Below are 19,909 nucleotides of genomic sequence, written 5' to 3'. Positions count from 1 at the left end.
TTGGCACTGGCCGGCGATGCGCATTACGTTCGGATACGGTGTCATGTCGAGATTGAAGCGCGCGGCCGCGAACACATGCGGCACCAGGAAGCATTCAGCCAGGCCCGGGTTGTCACCGACAGTGAAGCTGCTGCCATGGGGATTATTCGCCAGTTGCGTTTCGATATTGCCGAAATTCACTGCCAGCCAATGCCGAACCCAGGCGTTGCGGGCGTCCTCATCCAGACCATGCGTATGCTGCAGATGCTGGAGCACGCGCAGGTTCATCAGCGGCTGTCCTTCCGAGGCGATATACAACGCTAGTCCGCGTACGAAGGCGCGCGCCAGTGGTTTGGCCGGAAGTAGGCGCGGCTCAGGAAATACGTCGTCGAGATATTCGATGATGGCCAGCGATTGGCCGATGGCATGGCCGTCATGGATCAAGGTCGGGACCAACTGCTGCGGGTTGAGCGCGCGGTAGGCCTCGTGATACTGTTGACCGCCGTCTTCCAGAAGATGCACAGGCACGATGCGGTAATCTAGGCCTTTCAGGTTCAGTGCGATGCGGGCACGGTAGCTGGCGCTGGAGCGCCAGTAGTGATAGAGCACCAGATCGGGTTCGGCCATGGCTCAGGCTCCGGAGGCAGTGATTTTCTGTTCGATGGCGCCGAACACGCTGGCGCCATTGCGGTCATTCATCTCGATACGCACGACATCACCGAACTTCATGAACGGCGTGCTCGGCTTGCCGTCGCGCAGGGTTTCCACGGTACGCCGCTCGGCGAAACAGGATGCGCCCAGCGTGGTGTCTTCATTGGCCACGGTTCCGGAACCGATGATGGTGCCGGCCGACAGCGGCCGGGTCTTGGCGGCATGCGCGATCAGCTGGGCGAAATTGAACTGCATGTCGACGCCCGCTTCCGGCGCGCCGAACCACTCGCCATTGATGTGGGTCAGCAGGGCCAGATGCACCTTGCTGTCCCGCCAGGCATCGCCGAGCTCGTCGGGGGTGACGAACACCGGGCTAAGCGCCGAGCGCGGTTTCGATTGCAGGAAGCCGAAGCCCTTGGCCAGCTCGTCGGGAATCAGGTTACGCAGCGATACGTCGTTGACCAGACCGATCAGCTGGATGTGGCCGGCGGCCTGTTCCGGGCTGACCGCCATCGGCACGTCATCGGTGACCACCACCACTTCCGCTTCCAGATCGATGCCGAAGGCTTCACTCGGCACCAGCACCGGATCGCGCGGGCCATAGAAACCGGCCGACACCGCCTGATACATCAGCGGATCGGTATAGAAACTTTCCGGCACTTCCGCGCCACGGGCCTTTCGCACTCGCGCCACGTGCGGCAGATAGGCGCTGCCGTCGACGAATTCGTAAGCGCGCGGCAGCGGGGCGGCCAGCGCGGTAGTGTCGAGGGCAATCACGTCTTCAGCGTCGATGGTCTGCACGTTGATATGGTTGATCGCTTCATACACGCGGTTCAGGCGCGGTGCCGACGACTGCCAATCTTCCAGCGCGCGTTGCAGGGTCGGCGCGATGGCCGGCACCGGCACCGCACGTTGCAGGTCTTTCGAGACCACCACCAGCGTGCCGTCGCGGCCGCCTTGTTTCAGGGAAGCGAGTTTCATGCGTTATCCGGAGTGAAGTTTTTGCGCAGACCTTGCCAGCAGGATTGGTAGTCGCGCTGGCGGCTGGTACATTGTAGCGCCTGCTGCGTGGGCGCAAACATGGCACGGGATTCAAACATGAAGGCCATGGTACCGGTGATGATATCGGGGTTACTCAGATCGGCCCTGGAGGCCTTGTCGAAGGTGGCGGCGTCCGGACCATGCGCGCTCATCGCGTTGTGTAGCGACGCCCCGCCTGGCACGAAGCCCTCGGCTTTGGCATCGTATACGCCGTGGATCAGACCCATGAATTCGCTGGCGATGTTGCGGTGGAACCACGGCGGACGGAAGGTGTCCTGTGCTACCAGCCAGCGCGGCGGAAAGATCACGAAATCCAGACTGCTGGTGCCGGCGGTGTCACTCGGCGAATACAGCACCAGGAAGATGCTCGGATCCGGATGATCGTAGCTGATCGAACCGATGGTGTTGAAGCGGCGCAGATCGTATTTGTAGGGCGCGTAATTGCCATGCCAGCCGACCACATCCAGCGGCGAATGCCCGATCGGGGCGCGCCAGAGCCGGCCCTGGAATTTGTTGAGCAGTTCGAAATCGCCCTCGCGGTCTTCGTAAGCGGCAACGGGATACAGAAAGTCGCGCGGATTGGCCAGACCGTTGGAACCGATCGGGCCCAGATCCGGCAGGCGCAGCAGTGCGCCGTAGTTTTCAGCCACATAACCGGTGGCACTGCCGTCCGACAGATCTACGGCGAAGCGGATGCCGCGCGGAATCACCGCGATTTCCTGCGGTTCGATGGCGAGCACGCCCATTTCGGTGCGCAGACGCAGACGTCCGGCCTGCGGCACGATCAGCATTTCGGCATCGGTGTTGCTGAAGAAACGGCCGTGCATGTCGGCATTGGCGGCATAACGGTGCACGCCCACGCCGGCATTGCCGCACATGGCGAACAGGCCGCCGATGAAATCGGTGCCCGGCGTAGCGGCCGGCAGCGGCGACCAGCGCAGCTGGTTCGGATCGGCCGGCAGTTCCGCGAAGCGGTTGTGGAAGGCCGTTTCCGGCAGTAGTTCGAAGCTGCCATGCAGCGCAGCCGGGCGGATGCGGTAGAACCAGGTGCGGCGGTTGCTGTGCCGGGGCGCGGTGAACGCGGTGCCGCTCAGCTGCTCGGCATACAGGCCGTGCGCCACCCGCTGCGGCGAATTGCGGCCCTGCGGCAGCGTGCCAGCCAGCGCTTCGGTGGCGAATTCATTGCCAAAACCGGATTGGTAATCGAGCGTCATGGCCGGACCCTTACAGCACGCCGCGGCGGATCTGGTCGCGCTCAATGGATTCGAACAGGGCCTGGAAGTTACCTTCTCCGAAGCCTTCGTTGCCCTTGCGCTGGATGATCTCGAAGAAGATCGGACCGACCGCGTTCTGGGTGAAGATCTGCAGCAGCTTGCGCTGCTTGGTTTCCAGATCGGCGTCGATCAGAATCTTGTTGCGGCGTAGGCGTTCCAGATCTTCGCCGTGATTCGGAATGCGCACATCGACGGCTTCGAAATAAGTGTCGGGTGTGTCCAGGAATTTCACGCCGGCGGCGATCATCTTCTCGACTGTGGCATAGATGTCGTCGGTGAAACAGGCGATGTGCTGGATACCCTCGCCGTTGTAGGTTTCCAGATATTCATTGATCTGTGATTTGGGATCCGAGGACTCGTTCAACGGAATGCGCACCATTCCGTCAGGGGCGGTCATCGCCTTCGACAGCAGGCCGGTCTTGGCGCCCTTGATGTCGAAGTAGCGGATTTCTCTGAAGTTGAACAGCTTCTCATAGTATTCCGACCACTTGGCCATGTTGCCGACGTACAGGTTATGGGTCAGGTGGTCGATGAAGGTCAGCCCGAAGCCCTTGGGCTTCATCTCGGCACCCGGCAGCCATTCGTAATCCGGATCGTGGATGGTACCTTTCTCATCGTAGCGGTCAACGATATACAGCATGCAGCCACCGATGCCTTCGATGACCGGCGCGGCCACGGCCTTGGTGAGCTCCTTATGGGTGACCGGCGTGGCGCCGTTTTTCAGCGCCTGCATGCGTGCCCATTCGGCCAGCTTGTTGACGCGGATGGCGAAACCGCAGGCGCTGGGGCCGTGCGCGGCGGCGAAATCGGCGGCGAACGAGTCCGGATCTTCGTTAATCAGGAAAGTGCAGTCGCCCTGCCGGTAGGTGGTGATGGCGCGGGTCTTGTGGCGGGCCACCGGCACGAAGCCGAGCATACGGAAATAGTCGTGCAGCTGCTGGGCCTGGCCGGCCGGAGCGGCGAACTCAACGAACTCGAAACCGTCGATGCCCATCGGGTTTTCGAAGGTGACGCGGGAATTTTCGACTTGGGCGTTCATGCAGGGTCCTTTACAGCGGTTACGGATGCGTTAATATAGTTTCAATTGAAACCAATTGCAAGCCACCATGCCCAGCCCCAAACCCCATGCCGAACTCCGGCTTGAACGCTTCCTGCCCTACCGCCTGTCAGTACTGTCGAACCGGGTCAGCCAGGATATCGCCCGGCTGTATTCGGCGCGCTTCAACCTGTCCATCACCGAATGGCGGGTAATGGCGGTGCTGGGCCACGAACGCGGCCTGAGCGCCAACACCGTGGCCGAGCGCACGGCCATGGACAAGGTGGCGGTGAGCCGAGCGGTTTCGGCGCTGATGGGCAAGAAGTTCCTGAACCGGCAGACCGACCCTACCGATGCCCGACGATCCAGCCTGGCGCTCAGCGCGAAGGGCTATGCGGTGTTCGACCAGATCGTGCCGCTGGCGCTGGCCTATGAACGAAAGATTCTGGCGCATCTGGCGCCGGAGGCGCAGAACACTCTGCTGGCGATACTCAATACGCTGGAAGCGGCGGAGTTGGCCGAGAAGCTGGGGGCTGAATAATTCGGGTTGACGGAATTTTCGGTGCGCCGTTTAATGTCTTCTCACGGTGATTTTGCCGTCTAATAGCAGTTAGGCGTTGGAGACCCATGGAGCCTATCCTCATCCTTGCAAATATTAGTGCGGTTGCGACGACTCTTCTCGGCTTGCTCGGCCTGTTTCTTCCCGACAAGGCCGCCGCCTTCGTGAGCATCTCTCCAGTCGGCTTGAATGGACGATCAGAGATACGCGCAACCTACGGTGGCTTATTCGTTGCGCTTGGTGTCGCATGCATCGTCGCGCAGGCCGAGATGGCGTTCATGGTCGCGGGAATTGCCTGGCTCGGCGCATCCGTTGGGCGTGTCTACTCGGCACTTGTTGACCGCAATAGCGATATCAAGAACATCGGTGGCATTGCGCTTGAGGCTGGCGTGGGTACTCTTTTGGTTTTTCCAAAATGGTTCGCCTAACTAATCGCTCAAGCGGACAGCCACTCCTAAACTTGGTTAAACTTAACTTAGTCGGCGGCGGCATTTCGCCAAGCTGGGTGATTGTCTGAACGTTTGATATTTAGAGTAAAATTCCGCTTTGTTAGCCTTAATGGATAAAGGTGAAAATAATGTCTGATTCGATAAAACAAAAACAGGGCTGGCTGAATCGCGGCTTGAATGCGATTGAGCACGTCGGCAACCGCCTGCCTGACCCGGCAATGTTGTTTGCGCTGTTTATGGTAGCGGTTTGGCTTTTGTCTGCCTGGCTTTCCACGGTCACTTTTGCAGAAATCGATCCGCGCACCCAGCAGGCCTTTGCGGTAAAAAACATGCTGTCGGGAGCGGCGCTTACCGAGTTTATGGCGAACCTGGTTCCTACTTTCGTCAATTTCCCGCCATTGGGCGTGGTGCTGGTTGCAATGCTGGGACTGGGTGTGGCTGAACACACCGGTTTCATTGGCGCTGGTCTGCGCTCAATCCTGGCTGTCACGCACCGCCGCTTATTGACCCCGGTCCTGATTGCTGTCGGCGTGTTGTCGCATGTCGCGGTGGATGCCGGCTATGTTCTGGTGATTCCACTGGGAGCGGTTATTTTTTATGCCGCAGGCCGTCACCCTCTGGCTGGTATTGCAGCGGCGTTTGCGGGTGTGTCAGGGGGGTTTTCCGCCACCTTATTCATTCCATCCAGCTTGGACCCCATGCTGGCAGGCCTAACGCAGGCCGCAGCGCATCTTTCTTCGGAGCCGGGTGCTGCAGCGCTGGTGATTAACCCCTTAAATAATTTTATTTTTACAACAGCTTCTACTTTCCTGATTATCGCCATCGGCTGGGCGCTTACCGATCTGGTCATCGAACCACGTTTACGGAACACGCCGGTCGATGGCGACCCGGCAGCGTTGCCGAAGCTGGACAGTTTGTCCGCGCAAGAACGAAAAGGCCTGATATGGGCTGTCATCGCCATGCTCATCAGCATCGCAATATTGGCTCTCAGCGTTCTGCCTGCTGATTCTTCATGGCGCGCACCCACCGGAGAAATTGCTGTTGCTTCCGCACCTGTGATGCGCTCGATTGTGGCTTTGATCTTTGTATTTTTCCTGATACCCGGCATCGTGTATGGCGTGGTTTCAGGCAGTGTCAGCACTCACCATGACATTGTAAAAGGCATGAGCAAATCCATGAGCGGCATGGGATATTACATCGTTATGGCGTTTTTCTGCGCGCAATTCATCTACGCGTTTGGCCAATCTAACCTTGGCGCATTATTTGCTATTAAAGGCGCTAATGCTCTGAAAGAAATGAACCTGCCCATGGGCGTAACCTTGGTCGGCATCGTTTATCTAACGGCCTGCGTTAATTTGCTGGTGGGCTCTGCTTCTGCAAAATGGGCATTGATCGGTGCCGTCATGGTGCCGATGCTGATGCAGCTCGGCGTATCGCCCGATTTAACCCAGGCCGCTTATCGTGTGGGCGATTCTTCAACCAATATCATCACGCCACTGATGCCGTACTTCCCCTTGATTGTGGTGTTCTGCCAGCGTTATGTTAAAAACACCGGCATAGGCACGCTAATTGCCATGATGTTGCCGTACTCCATCGCACTACTCGTACTCTGGACGGCATTCTTGCTTGGATTTTGGTGGCTGGACATCCCGCTAGGAATTGGCTCGCATTATTCTTTTCCGTCACCTGCAGGCGGTTAAAAAGCCCATCCGAGCCACGAGAATAAAGCATTCAAGCGGACAGCCGCCCCGAAAATTTTTTAAACTAGACTTACCCATGGCGGCTGCCTCTTAATTCAATTGTTAGGCACCTTTAACACAAGGATTTGTCATGCAAATATCCAACATCCCATTCGGCATCACCGATTGGTCAACGGTCGAACGTACTGAGCACAAAGGTGAAATTGGACTGGCTTATTGGCGCACTCAGAATTTCGGAAATGTTCGTGTTCGTTTCGTTGAGTACACACCCGGCTATCTCGCAGATCATTGGTGCGTGAAAGGCCACATACTTTTGTGCACCGAAGGCGAACTCCATGCAGAGTTAGAGGACGGTCGCAAATTCGTTCTCACCGCAGGCATGAGTTACCAAGTTGCCGATAATGCTGAACCGCACCGGTCCTCTACGGCGGTTGGGGCAAAGCTTTTCATCGTCGATTAGGGAAACGGCGCCTAACCCATCATTCCAAGGGACGCGCCGCGATGAAGCTGCGTCGCGCTCCTGAATTCAAACATTAGGCCCACAAGGAATGCTCATGCGATACTTGGTAACAGCGATGCTTGTTGTCGTAGCCATCATTCACCTGCTACCGCTTTCGGGGGTGCTTGGCGGCGAACGGCTTGCTGCGCTCTATGGCTTGCCCTTCAACGACCCCAACCTTGCCATCCTCATGCGCCATCGCGCCGTACTCTTCGGTCTTCTTGGCCTGTTTCTTCTCTTCGCCGCCTATCGCCCCCAATACCAGGCAATCGCGTTCATCGCCGGCTTTGTCAGCGTTGTGTCTTTTCTGTGGCTGGCGTGGTCTGTGGGCGGCTACAATACCCAGGTGGCACGCGTTTTCATGGCGGACATCGTTGCACTTGCCTGCCTCATCATTGGTTTCCTGGCATATCTGTACGTACAACAACACAAGAGCTAATTATTTGTTGCAGTTCACTGTCATCTGCCTTAGCTGAAAGACTCTTAAAGCATTCAACTAAAATCGATAACAGTCTGATGGGTTTAGCAGTCCATGCAATCTGGAGCGGGTGATGGGAATCGAACCCGCATCTTGAGCTTGGCAAGCCCAGGCAATGCCATTGAACGACACCCGCATGCACTTGGATTCTAAAATAAAAAAGCGGCCCGAAGGCCGCTTTGCGTTTTACCCTGCAGACGGCGCTTACTTCACGCCGTACATCAGTTTGTTGATCAGCGGTGCCGCCAGGAAGAACAGCACGGCAATCACGATGCCCAGGATGAACAGCTGGTTGAAGGTGCTGGCGTACTGCAGCAGCGAGCTGGCGCTCTCGCCCTCGGCGTTGCCGCCCGAGGCGATCGCGGCGATGCGGCCGGCGACGAAGTTGGCCATCGCGATGGACAGGAACCAGCCGCCCATGGCCAGGCCCGTTTCCTTGGGCATCGCCAGCTTGGTCACCATGGCCAGGCCGATCGGCGACAGGCACAGCTCGCCCATGGTGTGGATCAGGTAGGTCAGGGCCAGCCAGACCCAGCTGATCTTGCCGCCGGCGTCCACGAAGTTTTCGATGGCGAACACCAGCACGTAGAAGCCCAGTGCCGCGCCAGCCATGCCGTAGGCGAACTTGCGCGGGATGGACGGGTTCCAGTCGGCCTTGTCGAGCTTGATCCACAGCGTGGCGAACACCGGCGCCAGCAGGATGATGAACACCGGGTTGACCGATTGGAACACTTCGAAAGTCGGGGTCCAGCCGAGGATGGACACGTCCGGCATCTTCACGAAGTCCTGCGCCAGGAAGGTCAGCGAAGAACCGGCCTGCTCGAACAGCGCCCAGAACAGGATGTTGGCCACGAACAGGATCAGCATGGCGATGTAGCGGTGCAGCTGCACCTTGTCGCCGCTGCGCACGCCGCTGTAGACGAAATAGGCCACCAGCGCCAGCATCATGCCGATCAGCAGCACGCCCAGGATGTCGCTCTTGCTGAGCAGGTAGTACACCGGGATAACCATCACGGCCGCGGCCAGCAGCACCTGGATGACGGGCGCGAAACCCTTCTTGCCTTCCGGCGCGGTGCCCACGTGGCCGAGCCAGCCTTTCAGCAGTTGGAATACCATCAGGCCGAGAATCATGCCGATGCCGGCCGAGAAGAAGCCCCAGCGGTAACCGTAGGTCTGGCCGATCCACGAGGCGCAGATGAACGGCGCGAAGAACGCGCCGGCGTTGATGCCCATGTAGAAAATGGTGAAGCCCGAGTCGCGGCGCACGTCGCCCGGCGCGTACAGCTTGCCCACCATGGTGGAGATGTTGGGCTTGAACAGGCCGTTGCCCACCACGATCACGGCCAGGCCGATGACGAAGGTGGTGAGGTCGGGCGCCATCAGCATGAAGCTGCCCACGGCCATCAGGGCGCCGCCGAGCATGATCGAGCGTTGATAGCCGAGGATACGGTCGGCCACGAAGCCGCCGGCAATACCGGTCATGTACACCAGGGAGGTGAAACCGCCGTAGGTCAGGCTGGCTTCGGCGCGGGCACCATCGCCCAGATGCGCGAAAAACGCCGCCGCGATATGCACTGCCAGCATGGCGCGCATGCCGTAATACATGAAGCGTTCCCAGAATTCGCTGGCGAACAGATTCCATAAGGCTTTCGGATGGCCGAGGAACTCGCCGGCCGGTGGCGGCATGAAGCCGTCTTTGTTCTCAACTGCTCCGCTCATGCGGACTCTCCCTTGCTTTGTTTTAATGGTGGAACGGTGGCTTCATCATAATTAAAACGCCGTCGATTGACAGCATTTTTTCGGAAAAAAGACGCAATTGCCTGTAAATCAGGCGGATTTCAGCCGATACGGGTGCGTACTTCGAACAATTCCGGGAAAAAGCTCAGGTCCAGCGCTTTCTTCAGGAAGGCCACGCCGGACGATCCGCCAGTGCCGGGCTTGTAGCCGATGATGCGTTCGACGGTTTTCAGGTGGCGGAAGCGCCACTGCTGGAAATTGACCTCGATATCGACCAGCTGCTCGCAGAAATGATAGGCCTCCCAGTTCGCCTCGGTGTTTTCGTAGATGCGCTCGAAAGCGACGACAACTTCCTCCCGGCGCTCGTAGGGCTGCGACCAGTCGCGGTTCAGGCATTCGGCCGGAATGGCATGGCCGCGCCGCGACAGATGGCGCAGGAATTCGTCGTACAGGCTGGGCGCGTTCAGGGTATCGGTCAGGTGCCGATGGATCTCCGGATCGTAATCGAACACCTTCACGTAATGCGCGTTTTTATTGCCGAGCAGGAACTCGATTTCCCGGTACTGGTGCGACTGGAATCCCGAGGACGCGCCGAGCACGCTGCGGAACTGCATGTAGTCGCTCGGGGTCAGGGTTTCCAGCACTGACCACTGCTCAGTCAGCTGTTTCTGGATGTGCTTGATGCGTGCCAGCATCTTCTGACAGGGACCGAGGTCATCTTCGCGCAACTGGACCAAAGCCGCCCGCAGCTCGTGGATGACCAGCTTCATCCACAACTCAGAGGTCTGGTGCTGGATGATGAACAGGGTTTCATCGTGCACCGGCGGATCCGACAAGGGATGCTGTGCACTCAGGATCCGGTCTAGACGCAGATAGCCGCCGTAACTCATGCGGTCCGTGAAGTCGGTGGTGATGCCGTCTTCAAGCGGGCGTTGGTTGCTGGGTTCGGTCATGGCAGGCTCACGGTTTCTTAACCTCGTCAGTTTAACTTATCGGCTACACTATTTCCGATCCCGGCGGGATGCCCTGCCACAGCTTCCAGGAGCCCTGTATGGAATCCGGCGTACGTTTCGAAATCGATTACCTGCAGTACATGGATGCCGACGGCGGCATCGTCAATCCCGACCTTCCCGACTTTGCCCGCGACCGCACGCAGCTGGTTGATCTGTACAAGGAAATGCTGAAGGTCCGCTGCTTCGATGCCAAGGCGGTGGCCCTGCAGCGTACCGGAAAACTCGGCACCTATGCCAGCTGCCTCGGCCATGAAGCGGCCCACATCGGCATCGGTACCAGTCTGCAGATCGACGACGTGTTCGCACCCAGCTACCGCGAATACGGCGCCCAGTTCGCCCGTGGCGTGAAACCGCGCGAAGTACTGATGTACTGGGGCGGCGATGAACGCGGCAATGATTTCTCCGGCCCGGCTCATGATTTCGCCTGGTGCGTGCCGATCGCCACCCAATGCCTGCATGCCGCCGGCTCCGCGCTGGCCTTCAAGCTGCGCGGCGAGGCGCGCGTGGCGTTGGCCTGCGTCGGTGACGGCGGCTCGTCGAAAACCGATACCTACGCCGCCATCAATTCAGCCGGCGCGTACGGATTGCCGTTCGTGCTGTGCATCATCAACAACCAATGGGCCATCTCCGTGCCGCGCACGGCGCAGACCGGCGCCAAAACCCTGGCCCAGAAAGGACTGGCTGGTGGATTGGAATGCCTTCAAGTCGACGGCAACGACATCATCGCGGTCAAAGCCGCGGTGGCGCATGCGGTCAAGCGCGCGCGCCACGGCCATGGCGGCACCGTGCTGGAACTGATCACCTACAGATTGTCCGACCACACCACGGCCGACGACGCGCGCCGCTACCGTGACGACGAACAGGTCAAGGCGGCTTGGCAGCGCGAACCGGTCAAGCGCCTGAAAACCTATCTGCTGGCGCAGGGCTGGTGGAGCGAAGACGAGGAAACCGCCTGGATCGCCGAATCCAATGCCTGGGCCGATGCCGAGGTGGACGCCTATCTGGCCACCGCCGTGCAGCCGGTGCAAGCGATGTTCGATTACCTGTATGCCGAACTGCCGCATGATGTCGCCGAACAGCGCGAACAGGCGCTGGCCTGGGAGAAACGCTGATGGCCGCCATCACCCTGATCGAAGCCCTGACCCAAGCGATGGCCTATGAAATGCGCCGCGACCCGAGCGTGCTGGTGCTCGGCGAAGACGTTGGCATCAACGGCGGCGTATTCCGCGCCACCTCCGGCCTAATTCAGGAATTCGGGCCCGAGCGCATCCTCGATACGCCGCTGGATGAAACCACCATCGCCGGACTGACTGTCGGTCTGGCCGCACAGGGCATGAAGCCGATCGCCGAAGCGCAGTTCGACGGCTTCATGTATCCGATGGTTGATCACATCATCTGCCACGCCGCCCGCCTGCGTTATCGTACCCGCGGCCGCATGAGCTGCCCGATGGTACTGCGTGTACCCTGGGGCGGTGGCATTCGCGCTCCGGAACACCACAGCGAAGCCAACGAGGCCATTTTCACCAATGTGCCCGGTCTGCGCGTGGTCATGCCGAGTTCGCCCCAGCGCGCTTACGGCCTGCTATTAGCTGCGATCCGCGATCCCGACCCCGTTATTTTTTTCGAACCCAAACGCATCTACCGGCAATACAAGGAAGAAGTACCGGATGACGGCGAAGCGTTGCCTCTGGATGTCTGCTTCGTGCTGCGCGAGGGCAGCGATGTAACCCTGGTCACCTGGGGCTCGCAGGTCAAAGAAACGCTGGAAGCCGCCGATGCCCTGGCCAAAGAGGGTATCAGCACGGAAGTGATCGATCTGGCCACGGTCAAACCGCTCGACTTCGACACCATCCACGAGTCGGTGAAAAAGACCGGGCGCTGCGTGATTGTGCATGAAGCGCCGCGTACCGCCGGTTTCGGCGCCGAAATCGCTGCGCAGCTGGCTGAGAAGGCGATGTATGATCTGGTCGCGCCGGTGGAACGCGTGACCGGCTACGACACCCACATTCCGCTGTTCCGTCTGGAAATGAAATACCTGCCGAGCGTCGAGAAAATCGTCGCCGCCGCCAAACGCACCCTTGCCGCGAGCTGATTATGAGCACAGTAAAACCCTTCCATCTGCCGGATCTGGGCGAAGGCCTGCCGGACGCCGAAATCGTCGAATGGCATGTCAAGATCGGCGATGTGGTCCGTCTGGATGCGCCGCTGGTGTCGATGGAAACCGCCAAGGCCGTGGTCGATGTGCCCTCGCCGTTCTCCGGCAAAGTGCTGGCGCTGGCCGGCCAGCCCGGCGATGTCATCCTGACCGGCGCGGTGCTGGTGGAAATCGAACTCGATCCGAACTTGCCGCAACGCGCCGACGCCCAGGACACCGGGCATCACCACGGTGCACCGGCGGCACACGCAGCACCGGCCTCCACTCCGGAACCCGCGGCGGCCGAAGATGACGGCGATGCCGGCACCGTGGTCGGTGCCATGGAAAGTTCGAACGCCGTGCGCAGCGAACAGGCCGTCGCCATCGGCGGTGTGAAAGCCATGCCGGCCGTGCGTGCGCTGGCGAAGAAACTCAAAGTCGATCTTGTGCGCGTGCGCGCCACCGGTGCCGACGGCGTGATCACCTTGGCCGATGTGAAAGCGGCAGCCGCGAACCCGTCAACGCAGTCCGTAGCCCCGGCGCCATCGGTGCCCGTAGTGACCAGCGAGCGCCCCGCAACACCCCCGCCGGCATTCATGCCAGCGCCGGCCGGCGATGACAAAGACGAACCGATCCGCGGCGTGCGCCGCAACATGCTGCGCTCGATGAGCGCCGCCCATGCCGAAGTGGTGCCGACTACACTGATGGATGATGCCGACTTGAGTGCCTGGGCACCGGGTGAAGACATCACCGTGCGTACCCTGCGCGCGTTGGCGGTGGCCGCCAAGACCGAACCGGCCATGAACGCCTGGCTCAATGCCAAGGAAGGCACCCTGCGCCGGCACAGCGCGGTACACATCGGTGTCGCCATCGACTCGGCCGATGGCCTGTTCGTGGCCTCGCTGAAACACTGCGACACGCGCGATAGCAAAACCCTGCGTTCGGAGCTCAACCGCCTGCGTGACGGCGTGCGCAACCGCACGCTACCGCCGGAAGACCTGTCCGGCTATACACTGATGTTCTCCAATTTCGGTGTATTCGCCGGAAAGTATGCGACGCCGGTGGTGGTGCCGCCGTGCGTCTGCATCGTCGGCGCCGGCCGGCTATATCACGCCGTGGTGCCGGTCTTGGGCGGCATGGAAACGCACCGGATGATGCCGATTTCGCTGACCTTCGACCACCGCGCCGCCACTGGCGGTGAAGCCGCCCGCTTCCTGAAAGCGATGATCGACGACCTGCAGCGGATACGCTAAGCAGGGGTGTTCAGGCGACGCGGCGGAAGCGCATGCCGCGCCAGGCCCAGCCAGCCGCAATGACCACCAGGAAAGCCTTGTAGGCCAGCAGGCTGGCCAATACCTGCCGCCAGATCGGGCCCGCCTCGATGCCACGGTCGGCTATGGCGAATCCCCAACGGCCGGCGATGAAAGACGCGACGAAAGCGAGCAGCAGCAGCGCGAAGTCGAAGCGCCGGCGTGCGGGTGTTTTCTCCAGCGAGCGCGGGTAGAACCAGTACAGCGCGGCAATTATCAGGAACCAGGGCAGAAACAGCAGCAATGCGAGGTCGGCCATCAGACGCCCTCCTCCGCAAAGGCCGCCAAGGCCTCGATGACCTGCTCGAGTGCCGCATCCGCGGCGAGCCTGCCCACCTGCATCTCGCCCAGATACAGGCCGGCGCCTGCGACATGGCGCAACGCGGCACCGCCCTCCTGCTTGAGGCGCGCGACCATCTGGCCGGCCTCGTGCGGCGATGCATGCCCAATCGACACCAGCAGTTCGTGGCCATCGGCTGCGACCAGCTTGAAATGAAAGTACCCATCCTTTTCCCGGTACTGCTTGAACACCGGCAAGGCCGGCTTTTGATTCGACGCATTCGACTGTGCCGGCAATGCACTGCCCAGATCACGCAGACCGACGGCATGGCGCAAATCCTGCAACAACGGCGTGGCGATGGCGCGGGCTTTGGCAGCGCCGGCTTGCAGGATGGCTTCGATGCGGGCCGGATTGGCCATCAAGGCGTTGTAACGCTCGCGCATCGGCGCGATTTCGGCATCGATGACCGCGAACAGTTGCTGTTTGGCATCACCCCAGGCGATGCCTTCGGCAAAGGCTTTCCGCATGGTCGCGGTCTGCTCCGGTGTGGCGAACGCCTGATACAACTGGAACAGAGCCGAATCCTCGGTGTCCTTCGGCGCGCCCGGCGCCTTCGAGTCGGTCAGCAGACCCATGATCTGTTTCTTCAGCGTCGTCGCATCGGCGAACAGCGCGATGGTGTTGTCGTAACTCTTGCTCATCTTGCGGCCGTCCAGACCCGGCAGCGTCGCTACCGATTCCTCGATGGCCGCTTCCGGCAGGGTGAAATACGCCTGGCCATACAGATGATTGAAGCGCGCGCCGAAATCCCGCGCCATTTCGATATGCTGGACCTGATCGCGGCCGACCGGCACCTTGTGCGCACCGAACAGCAGAATATCGGCGGCCATCAGCACCGGATACATGAACAATCCGGCCGTGATGCCGGCGTCGGCGTCATTGCCTTCGGCGGTGTTTTTATCGACCGCAGCTTTGTAGGCATGGGCTCGGTTGAGAAGCCCCTTGCCGGCCACACAGGTCAGCAGCCAGGTCAATTCCGGAATTTCGGGAATATCGGATTGCCGATAAAACCAGACTTTATCCGGATCCAGCCCGCAGGCCAGCCAGGATGCGGCGATTTCCAGCGTGGACTGTTGCACCCGCACCGGATCCTGCACTTTGATCAGCGCATGGTAATCCGCGAGGAAATAGAAACTTTCCACACCGGCCTGCCGACTGGCGGCAACGGCCGGGCGGATAGCACCGGCGTAATTGCCCAGATGCGGCGTACCGGAGGTAGTGATGCCGGTCAGGACACGCTGGTTGGCCATGGGGAATTAATTTTTCGCAGCGTCTTCGACTTTTTCGCCGGCTTTCTGAACATCTTTGCCGATGCCTTCAATGGTATTGCAGGCCGACAGGGCCAGTACGAAGGATAGAGTCAGCAGAACGGTAGTGAGCTTTTTCATAAATACTCCTCGGGATTAATCAATGCGCATCAGGGTCGACTTGCCGAACAGGCTTTCGACCAGATCGACGGCGAGCACACCGGTCTTGTTATGTTCATCGAAAGCCGGGTTTAATTCAACTATGTCCAGCGATCCGAGCCGGCCGGTATCAGCGATCATTTCCATCACCAACTGCGCTTCACGGTAATTCGGACCGCCGAGTACTGTGGTGCCCACACCCGGGGCAATCGATGGGTCAAGGAAATCCACATCGAAACTGACGTGCAGATGGGTGTTTTCATCAAGGCCTTCCAGAGCTTCTTCCAAGGACCGCTTCATGCCTACTTCATCGATGTAGCGCATATCGTAGATGTCGAGGCCGTAACGGTGGACCAGACGTTTCTCGCCGATGTCGACCGAACGGATGCCGATCTGGCGGATTTCCTCGGGTTGAATGGCCGGCTTGCTGCCACCGAGTTGGGTCAGTTCGTCCGGACCCAGACCGCACAGGCAGGCCACTGGCATGCCGTGAATGTTTCCTGAAGGAGTAACCTGGCTGGTGTTGAAATCGGCATGGGCATCCAACCAGAGAATGCGGAGTTTCTTGCCGGTATCGCGGCAATGCCGGGCCACTGCGGTGATCGAACCGATACCCAGACAATGATCACCGCCGAGCACGATCGGCAGTTCGCCGCGCGCCAGGCTCGCTGAAACAGCCTCCATGGTCAGGCGGTTCCATTCCGCTACTTCCGGAAGATGTCGGTAGCCTTGGCTCGGTGCCTGCCAGGGATTGACCGGTCCCTGCAAATTACCGTAATCGAGTACGTCCAGCCCATGCGAACGCAGGGCATCGGCAATACCGGCTACACGCAGCGCCTCCGGCCCCATCGAGGCACCACGGTGCCCAGCACCGATGTCGGTCGGAACGCCGATCAGGGCGATGGTGGGGGTATCAACGGTCATGGTGATTGCGCCTGGTTGGTGCCGGCACCCGGATTCGAACTGGGGACCTACCGCTTACAAGGCGGTTGCTCTACCAACTGAGCTATGCCGGCATGGAATGACCATTGTACGCGAGCATCCGGCCTTTGCGAAGCCGTAATGACAGGTCTGTGCCGGAATGTTCGGATTCTGTTCGGTCTGCCATAAGCGCAATCTGGCCTGATTGCCGATGCAGGTATCAATCCTTCGATCTTGCCGAGTCTGCTGTTCTCTGCGCAGCAAAGCCTGCAGTGCGAGCTTCTGCCTGGCGCACTGACACTCCTGCGGCAGTTGCAGCTACTCCTGATGCAGAATCAGCTCTGGCGTAGCGGCTTGGGTCAGCCGCAGCAAATGACCTGCATTTCGGGCCGCCACAGATTCCATATCAGAACACCGATATGGCAAATAGCAGCAACCAGCACAAACGACGTAGCCCGATCATAAGCCACTCAGTTCGATATAACGCAGCATGCCGTTGAAGACCAGATCGGGAGCGGCCTCGGCCATCGGCAGATGCTTCAGCCAAGGCTCGGCGCCGCCACCGGTCACCAGTAACTTGACCGGACGTTCCGTAAAAGCACCGGCCAGCACCCGGCCGATCATGCCCAGCGTCTGGTGTTGGATACCGCTGGCAAGTGCATCCAGTGTGTTATCGGCCAGAAAGCCCGCCTCACCCTCACCCTCGAACAGACCGGGGAAATGATCACACATGCGCAGCCACTGGAAATCCGGACTGGGCGCGATCAAACCGCCACGGTGGTGGCCATCGGCGGCCAACACGTCGAGAGTCAGAGCCGTCCCGAAAGACAGCACGGCGCAATCGACCACTGCATCGCAGGCAGCCAGCAGTCCAAGAAAACGGTCGACACCGAGCTGCCGTGGCTGTGCATAGGCGATGCGTAAACGGCCCATTTCGGCACAGGATTCAATCCGGGTCACCGGCTGCCGAATGCCAGACAGCAGGTGGTCGAGGCGCTCGGCACGCCAGCCCTTGCTGACCGTAGCCAGGTACACGCGCTCGAATTCAGCATCCGAAAGCAATTCGAGCGCCTGATCGACCGCATGCGGGTCGTCGTAATCCAGAGCCGGCAGTGGGTGCCAGACGGCGTCCTCGCGGCGCGCCATTTTGATACGGCTGTTGCCACTGTCAATCAAACAATCAACCATCGGACACGCGCACGCTGACTTCGCCGCTGTGCAAGCGATGACCGCCCTTGGCATCTTCAAACAGCAAGGCGCCATCGTCGCCGATACCGCAGGCGCGGCCGATTCGGACCCGGCCGGCCTCTTCCACCTGCACCGCCCTGCCCTGCAAGGCATCCAGGGCCCGCCATGCATCGATAAAAGCCGGAAGACCATCGCTTTCGAAAAGCTCGAACCCCCTTAGCAATGCCGACAATAAGCCAGCCAGAAGATGATTGCGATCCAATGCAATCTGCGAATATTCCGCCAAGGCCGCCCAGTCCTGATCGATGCCGACGCCAGCCTGGCGTGACAGATGCACATTGATTCCAAATCCCAAGGTAACATCGCAGGGACCGTCAGCCTCGCCGCGCAACTGGATTAACAGACCTCCGCACTTACGGCCCTGCAGCCAGAGATCATTGGGCCATTTCAGCGTAAGTCCGGCGATGCCCTGCTGCTGCAGCGATTGCACGATGATGACGGCACAGGCCAGACTGAATCCGGACATCGCCGCGACCGGCACATTGAAACGACGATTGATGCTGCAATGGATATTGGCCAGCGGCGGTGAGCACCAGCGCTTTCCGCGGCGACCCTGACCGGCCGTCTGCATTTCCGCCAACCAGACCGCGATGCCCTGTTCCGGCGCAGGCTCTTTCATGGCCCGCAGTTGCGTCGAGTCGGTTTCGAAATCGACCTGCAAGGACTGCAGACAATACCTACTGGCGGCATCCATCGCCGCGAGGATCGCCGATTTCGCGAGCAGCGGTGTCGGCCGCGCCAGACGATATCCACGTTGCGTATCGGTATCAATCGGCAATCCGCACTCCCGCAGGTGTTCGATACGTTTCCAGACCGCCGCGCGCGACACCCCGAATTCGGCAGCCAGACGGACGCCCGATTTCGGGCCGTCCATGAGCGCATTGATCAGGGCCGGATTATCCACGGCGCCCGGACAACAGGCGTCCGAGTAGGCGGGCTTTCTCAAACCGGTTTTCGGTTCCCGCACGTAGCCGCTGCAGATTGCTGCGGTGGCTGTAGGTCAACAGCACGGCACTGGCAATGGCAAACCCCCATACTTCGGCATTTGCATCAGACCATGCTGCACTGGCCAGCAGACTGATCGCTGCCAGTACCGTGGATAGACCGACATAGCCGGTCAGCAGTAGATTCATGAACCATACGGCGAACAGCAGAATCAGGGACTGTGGCCAGACCAGAATCAGCCCGCCAATGAGTGTGGCCGCGCCCTTGCCACCGCGGAACCCGTGCCAAACCGGCCAGATGTGGCCCACGACAGCGGTGAACACACAGGCCATGGCGGCCATGTCGTTTCCGGGCAGGAAATGCCGTGCCAGCCAAGCCGCAAGCAGACCTTTACCGACATCGATCAGGACCACGCCGAGTGCGAATATCAAGCCCTGTGTCCGCAGTGCATTGGTGCCGCCAGCATTGCCGCTGCCCAGCGTACGGATATCGACACCACGCAGTTTGCCCAAGCACAGACTGCCGGACACCGAACCAAGCAGATACGCCAGGACAATCAGCAGCCAAAACATCAGGCCAGCTCCAGAGCGACCGGCTGGTAGGAAATGACCAGTGCGCCCGGGCCGGCATGGGCGCCGATAGCCGGACCAGTTTCCACACACCAGGCCTGCGTGCAGGGCACCAATGCGGTGAAGGCCTGCAGGAGCGCCTGTCCGGCCTCCGGATCACCGCAGTGGCCGATGATGGCACGGTATTGCTGTGTGCGGTCAATACGTTTGGCGACATGACGCACGTAACGTTCGATGATGTTGCGTTTGCCGAACAGGCCGCTATTCAGTGCCAGCTTACCTTCTGGGGATACCTTGGCAATGGCGGTCAGCCCCAAGGCGTTGGCAATCGGGCCGGCCCAGCCTGGAATACGCCCACCACGCACGGCATGGCTGATATCGGCCGTACAGGCCCAGGTTTCAGTCACCGGTCGCAGGCGCTCCAGCAGAGACATGATCTGCTCAGTGGTCTGCCCGGCCTGCGCTGCCTCAGCGGCGGCGATGACCAACAAACCCTGGCCACCGGCAGCATTGGCGGTGTCGAATATATGGATGCGGTCGTTGTGCCCGCGTTTTGCGGCGGTCTCGGCCGATTGCAGCGTGCCTGATACCGCTCGCGAAAGACCGACATAAACCAGATG

At 60.1% G+C, this 19,909-nt stretch carries 22 protein-coding genes and 1 tRNA gene; 8 read left to right on the top strand and 15 right to left on the bottom strand.

From position 1 onward, the window contains the following. From maiA to hppD, 4 genes are all read right to left on the bottom strand, one after another. Positions 1-606, bottom strand: a 606-nt coding sequence (maiA, locus tag ACIQ0Q_RS06350) for a maleylacetoacetate isomerase (protein WP_395772105.1), incomplete at its 3' end; no start/stop codon positions are given. Between the two features lie 3 nt (positions 607-609). Further along, the gene (locus ACIQ0Q_RS06345; protein ID WP_395772104.1) at positions 610-1,611 is read right to left on the bottom strand and encodes a fumarylacetoacetate hydrolase family protein; all 1,002 of its coding nucleotides are present in this window, start codon (positions 1,609-1,611) and stop codon (positions 610-612) included. Continuing rightward, a complete protein-coding gene (hmgA, locus tag ACIQ0Q_RS06340; protein ID WP_395772103.1) occupies positions 1,608-2,885 on the bottom strand; it encodes a homogentisate 1,2-dioxygenase in 1,278 nt (425 codons plus the stop codon). Before hmgA ends, ACIQ0Q_RS06345 begins: the two co-directional genes overlap by 4 nt. 10 nt (positions 2,886-2,895) lie before the next feature. Then, the gene (gene hppD, locus ACIQ0Q_RS06335; RefSeq protein WP_395772102.1) at positions 2,896-3,984 is read right to left on the bottom strand and encodes a 4-hydroxyphenylpyruvate dioxygenase; all 1,089 of its coding nucleotides are present in this window, start codon (positions 3,982-3,984) and stop codon (positions 2,896-2,898) included. A 67-nt stretch (positions 3,985-4,051) separates the two neighbouring features. Here hppD and ACIQ0Q_RS06330 point away from each other — a divergent pair, with 67 nt between their 5' ends. From ACIQ0Q_RS06330 to ACIQ0Q_RS06310, 5 genes are all read left to right on the top strand, one after another. Continuing rightward, on the top strand, positions 4,052-4,522 hold the full coding sequence (locus tag ACIQ0Q_RS06330; protein ID WP_395772101.1) for a MarR family winged helix-turn-helix transcriptional regulator: 471 nt from the start codon (positions 4,052-4,054) through the stop codon (positions 4,520-4,522). A gap of 86 nt (positions 4,523-4,608) precedes the next feature. Beyond that, positions 4,609-4,968 (top strand): DUF4345 family protein, encoded by a 360-nt coding sequence (locus ACIQ0Q_RS06325; RefSeq protein WP_395772100.1) that lies wholly within the window; start codon positions 4,609-4,611, stop codon positions 4,966-4,968. Positions 4,969-5,117: 149 nt separating this feature from the next. Beyond that, positions 5,118-6,689: an AbgT family transporter gene (locus tag ACIQ0Q_RS06320; RefSeq protein WP_395772099.1), complete on the top strand. Its 1,572-nt coding sequence runs from the start codon at positions 5,118-5,120 to the stop codon at positions 6,687-6,689. Positions 6,690-6,819: 130 nt separating this feature from the next. Beyond that, positions 6,820-7,149: a DHCW motif cupin fold protein gene (locus ACIQ0Q_RS06315; RefSeq protein ID WP_395772098.1), complete on the top strand. Its 330-nt coding sequence runs from the start codon at positions 6,820-6,822 to the stop codon at positions 7,147-7,149. A 115-nt stretch (positions 7,150-7,264) separates the two neighbouring features. Continuing rightward, positions 7,265-7,627 (top strand): hypothetical protein, encoded by a 363-nt coding sequence (locus tag ACIQ0Q_RS06310; RefSeq protein WP_395772097.1) that lies wholly within the window; start codon positions 7,265-7,267, stop codon positions 7,625-7,627. 243 nt (positions 7,628-7,870) lie between these two features. Here ACIQ0Q_RS06310 and ACIQ0Q_RS06305 read toward each other — a convergent pair whose 3' ends face one another. Together ACIQ0Q_RS06305 and kynA are read right to left on the bottom strand one after the other, a co-directional pair. Next, positions 7,871-9,385 carry a peptide MFS transporter gene (locus ACIQ0Q_RS06305; RefSeq protein WP_395772096.1) on the bottom strand — a complete coding sequence of 505 codons (1,515 nt, stop codon included), beginning with the start codon at positions 9,383-9,385 and terminating at the stop codon, positions 7,871-7,873. 119 nt (positions 9,386-9,504) lie between these two features. Further along, the gene (kynA, locus tag ACIQ0Q_RS06300; protein ID WP_395772095.1) at positions 9,505-10,356 is read right to left on the bottom strand and encodes a tryptophan 2,3-dioxygenase; all 852 of its coding nucleotides are present in this window, start codon (positions 10,354-10,356) and stop codon (positions 9,505-9,507) included. 98 nt (positions 10,357-10,454) lie between these two features. Here kynA and pdhA point away from each other — a divergent pair, with 98 nt between their 5' ends. Genes pdhA through ACIQ0Q_RS06285 form a run of 3 tightly spaced genes read left to right on the top strand, consistent with a single transcriptional unit; the run spans position 10,455 to position 13,803 of the window. Beyond that, positions 10,455-11,528 carry a pyruvate dehydrogenase (acetyl-transferring) E1 component subunit alpha gene (gene pdhA / locus ACIQ0Q_RS06295; RefSeq protein WP_395772094.1) on the top strand — a complete coding sequence of 358 codons (1,074 nt, stop codon included), beginning with the start codon at positions 10,455-10,457 and terminating at the stop codon, positions 11,526-11,528. Beyond that, a complete protein-coding gene (locus ACIQ0Q_RS06290; protein WP_395772093.1) occupies positions 11,528-12,508 on the top strand; it encodes an alpha-ketoacid dehydrogenase subunit beta in 981 nt (326 codons plus the stop codon). Before pdhA ends, ACIQ0Q_RS06290 begins: the two co-directional genes overlap by 1 nt. A 2-nt stretch (positions 12,509-12,510) precedes the next feature. Beyond that, on the top strand, positions 12,511-13,803 hold the full coding sequence (locus ACIQ0Q_RS06285; RefSeq protein WP_395772092.1) for a dihydrolipoamide acetyltransferase family protein: 1,293 nt from the start codon (positions 12,511-12,513) through the stop codon (positions 13,801-13,803). 10 nt (positions 13,804-13,813) lie between these two features. Here ACIQ0Q_RS06285 and ACIQ0Q_RS06280 read toward each other — a convergent pair whose 3' ends face one another. From ACIQ0Q_RS06280 to ACIQ0Q_RS06240, 9 genes are all read right to left on the bottom strand, one after another. Beyond that, on the bottom strand, positions 13,814-14,119 hold the full coding sequence (locus tag ACIQ0Q_RS06280; RefSeq protein WP_395772091.1) for a hypothetical protein: 306 nt from the start codon (positions 14,117-14,119) through the stop codon (positions 13,814-13,816). After that, positions 14,119-15,450, bottom strand: a complete 1,332-nt coding sequence (locus ACIQ0Q_RS06275; protein ID WP_395772090.1) for a tryptophan--tRNA ligase — start codon at positions 15,448-15,450, stop codon at positions 14,119-14,121. The genes ACIQ0Q_RS06280 and ACIQ0Q_RS06275 overlap by 1 nt, the downstream gene beginning before the upstream one ends. 6 nt (positions 15,451-15,456) lie before the next feature. Continuing rightward, the gene (locus ACIQ0Q_RS06270) at positions 15,457-15,588 is read right to left on the bottom strand and encodes an entericidin A/B family lipoprotein (RefSeq protein ID WP_395772089.1); all 132 of its coding nucleotides are present in this window, start codon (positions 15,586-15,588) and stop codon (positions 15,457-15,459) included. Positions 15,589-15,603: 15 nt separating this feature from the next. Beyond that, the gene (gene rocF, locus ACIQ0Q_RS06265; RefSeq protein WP_395772088.1) at positions 15,604-16,530 is read right to left on the bottom strand and encodes an arginase; all 927 of its coding nucleotides are present in this window, start codon (positions 16,528-16,530) and stop codon (positions 15,604-15,606) included. Positions 16,531-16,546: 16 nt separating this feature from the next. Continuing rightward, a tRNA-Thr gene (locus ACIQ0Q_RS06260) sits at positions 16,547-16,622 on the bottom strand. A 364-nt stretch (positions 16,623-16,986) separates the two neighbouring features. Next, the gene (locus ACIQ0Q_RS06255) at positions 16,987-17,715 is read right to left on the bottom strand and encodes a type III pantothenate kinase (protein WP_395772087.1); all 729 of its coding nucleotides are present in this window, start codon (positions 17,713-17,715) and stop codon (positions 16,987-16,989) included. Then, a complete protein-coding gene (locus tag ACIQ0Q_RS06250; protein WP_395772086.1) occupies positions 17,708-18,721 on the bottom strand; it encodes a biotin--[acetyl-CoA-carboxylase] ligase in 1,014 nt (337 codons plus the stop codon). The genes ACIQ0Q_RS06255 and ACIQ0Q_RS06250 overlap by 8 nt, the downstream gene beginning before the upstream one ends. Next, positions 18,672-19,292, bottom strand: coding sequence for a glycerol-3-phosphate 1-O-acyltransferase PlsY (plsY, locus tag ACIQ0Q_RS06245; protein ID WP_395772085.1), 621 nt, complete (start codon positions 19,290-19,292; stop codon positions 18,672-18,674). Before plsY ends, ACIQ0Q_RS06250 begins: the two co-directional genes overlap by 50 nt. Beyond that, positions 19,292-19,909, bottom strand: a 618-nt coding sequence (locus ACIQ0Q_RS06240; RefSeq protein WP_395772084.1) for a DegV family protein, incomplete at its 5' end; no start/stop codon positions are given. The genes plsY and ACIQ0Q_RS06240, both read right to left, overlap by 1 nt.

It is taken from the genome of Arenimonas sp. (genome assembly GCF_044348765.1).
Taxonomy (GTDB): Bacteria; Pseudomonadota; Gammaproteobacteria; order Xanthomonadales; family Xanthomonadaceae; genus Arenimonas.
This window is presented reverse-complemented; position numbering and strand designations above follow the sequence as displayed.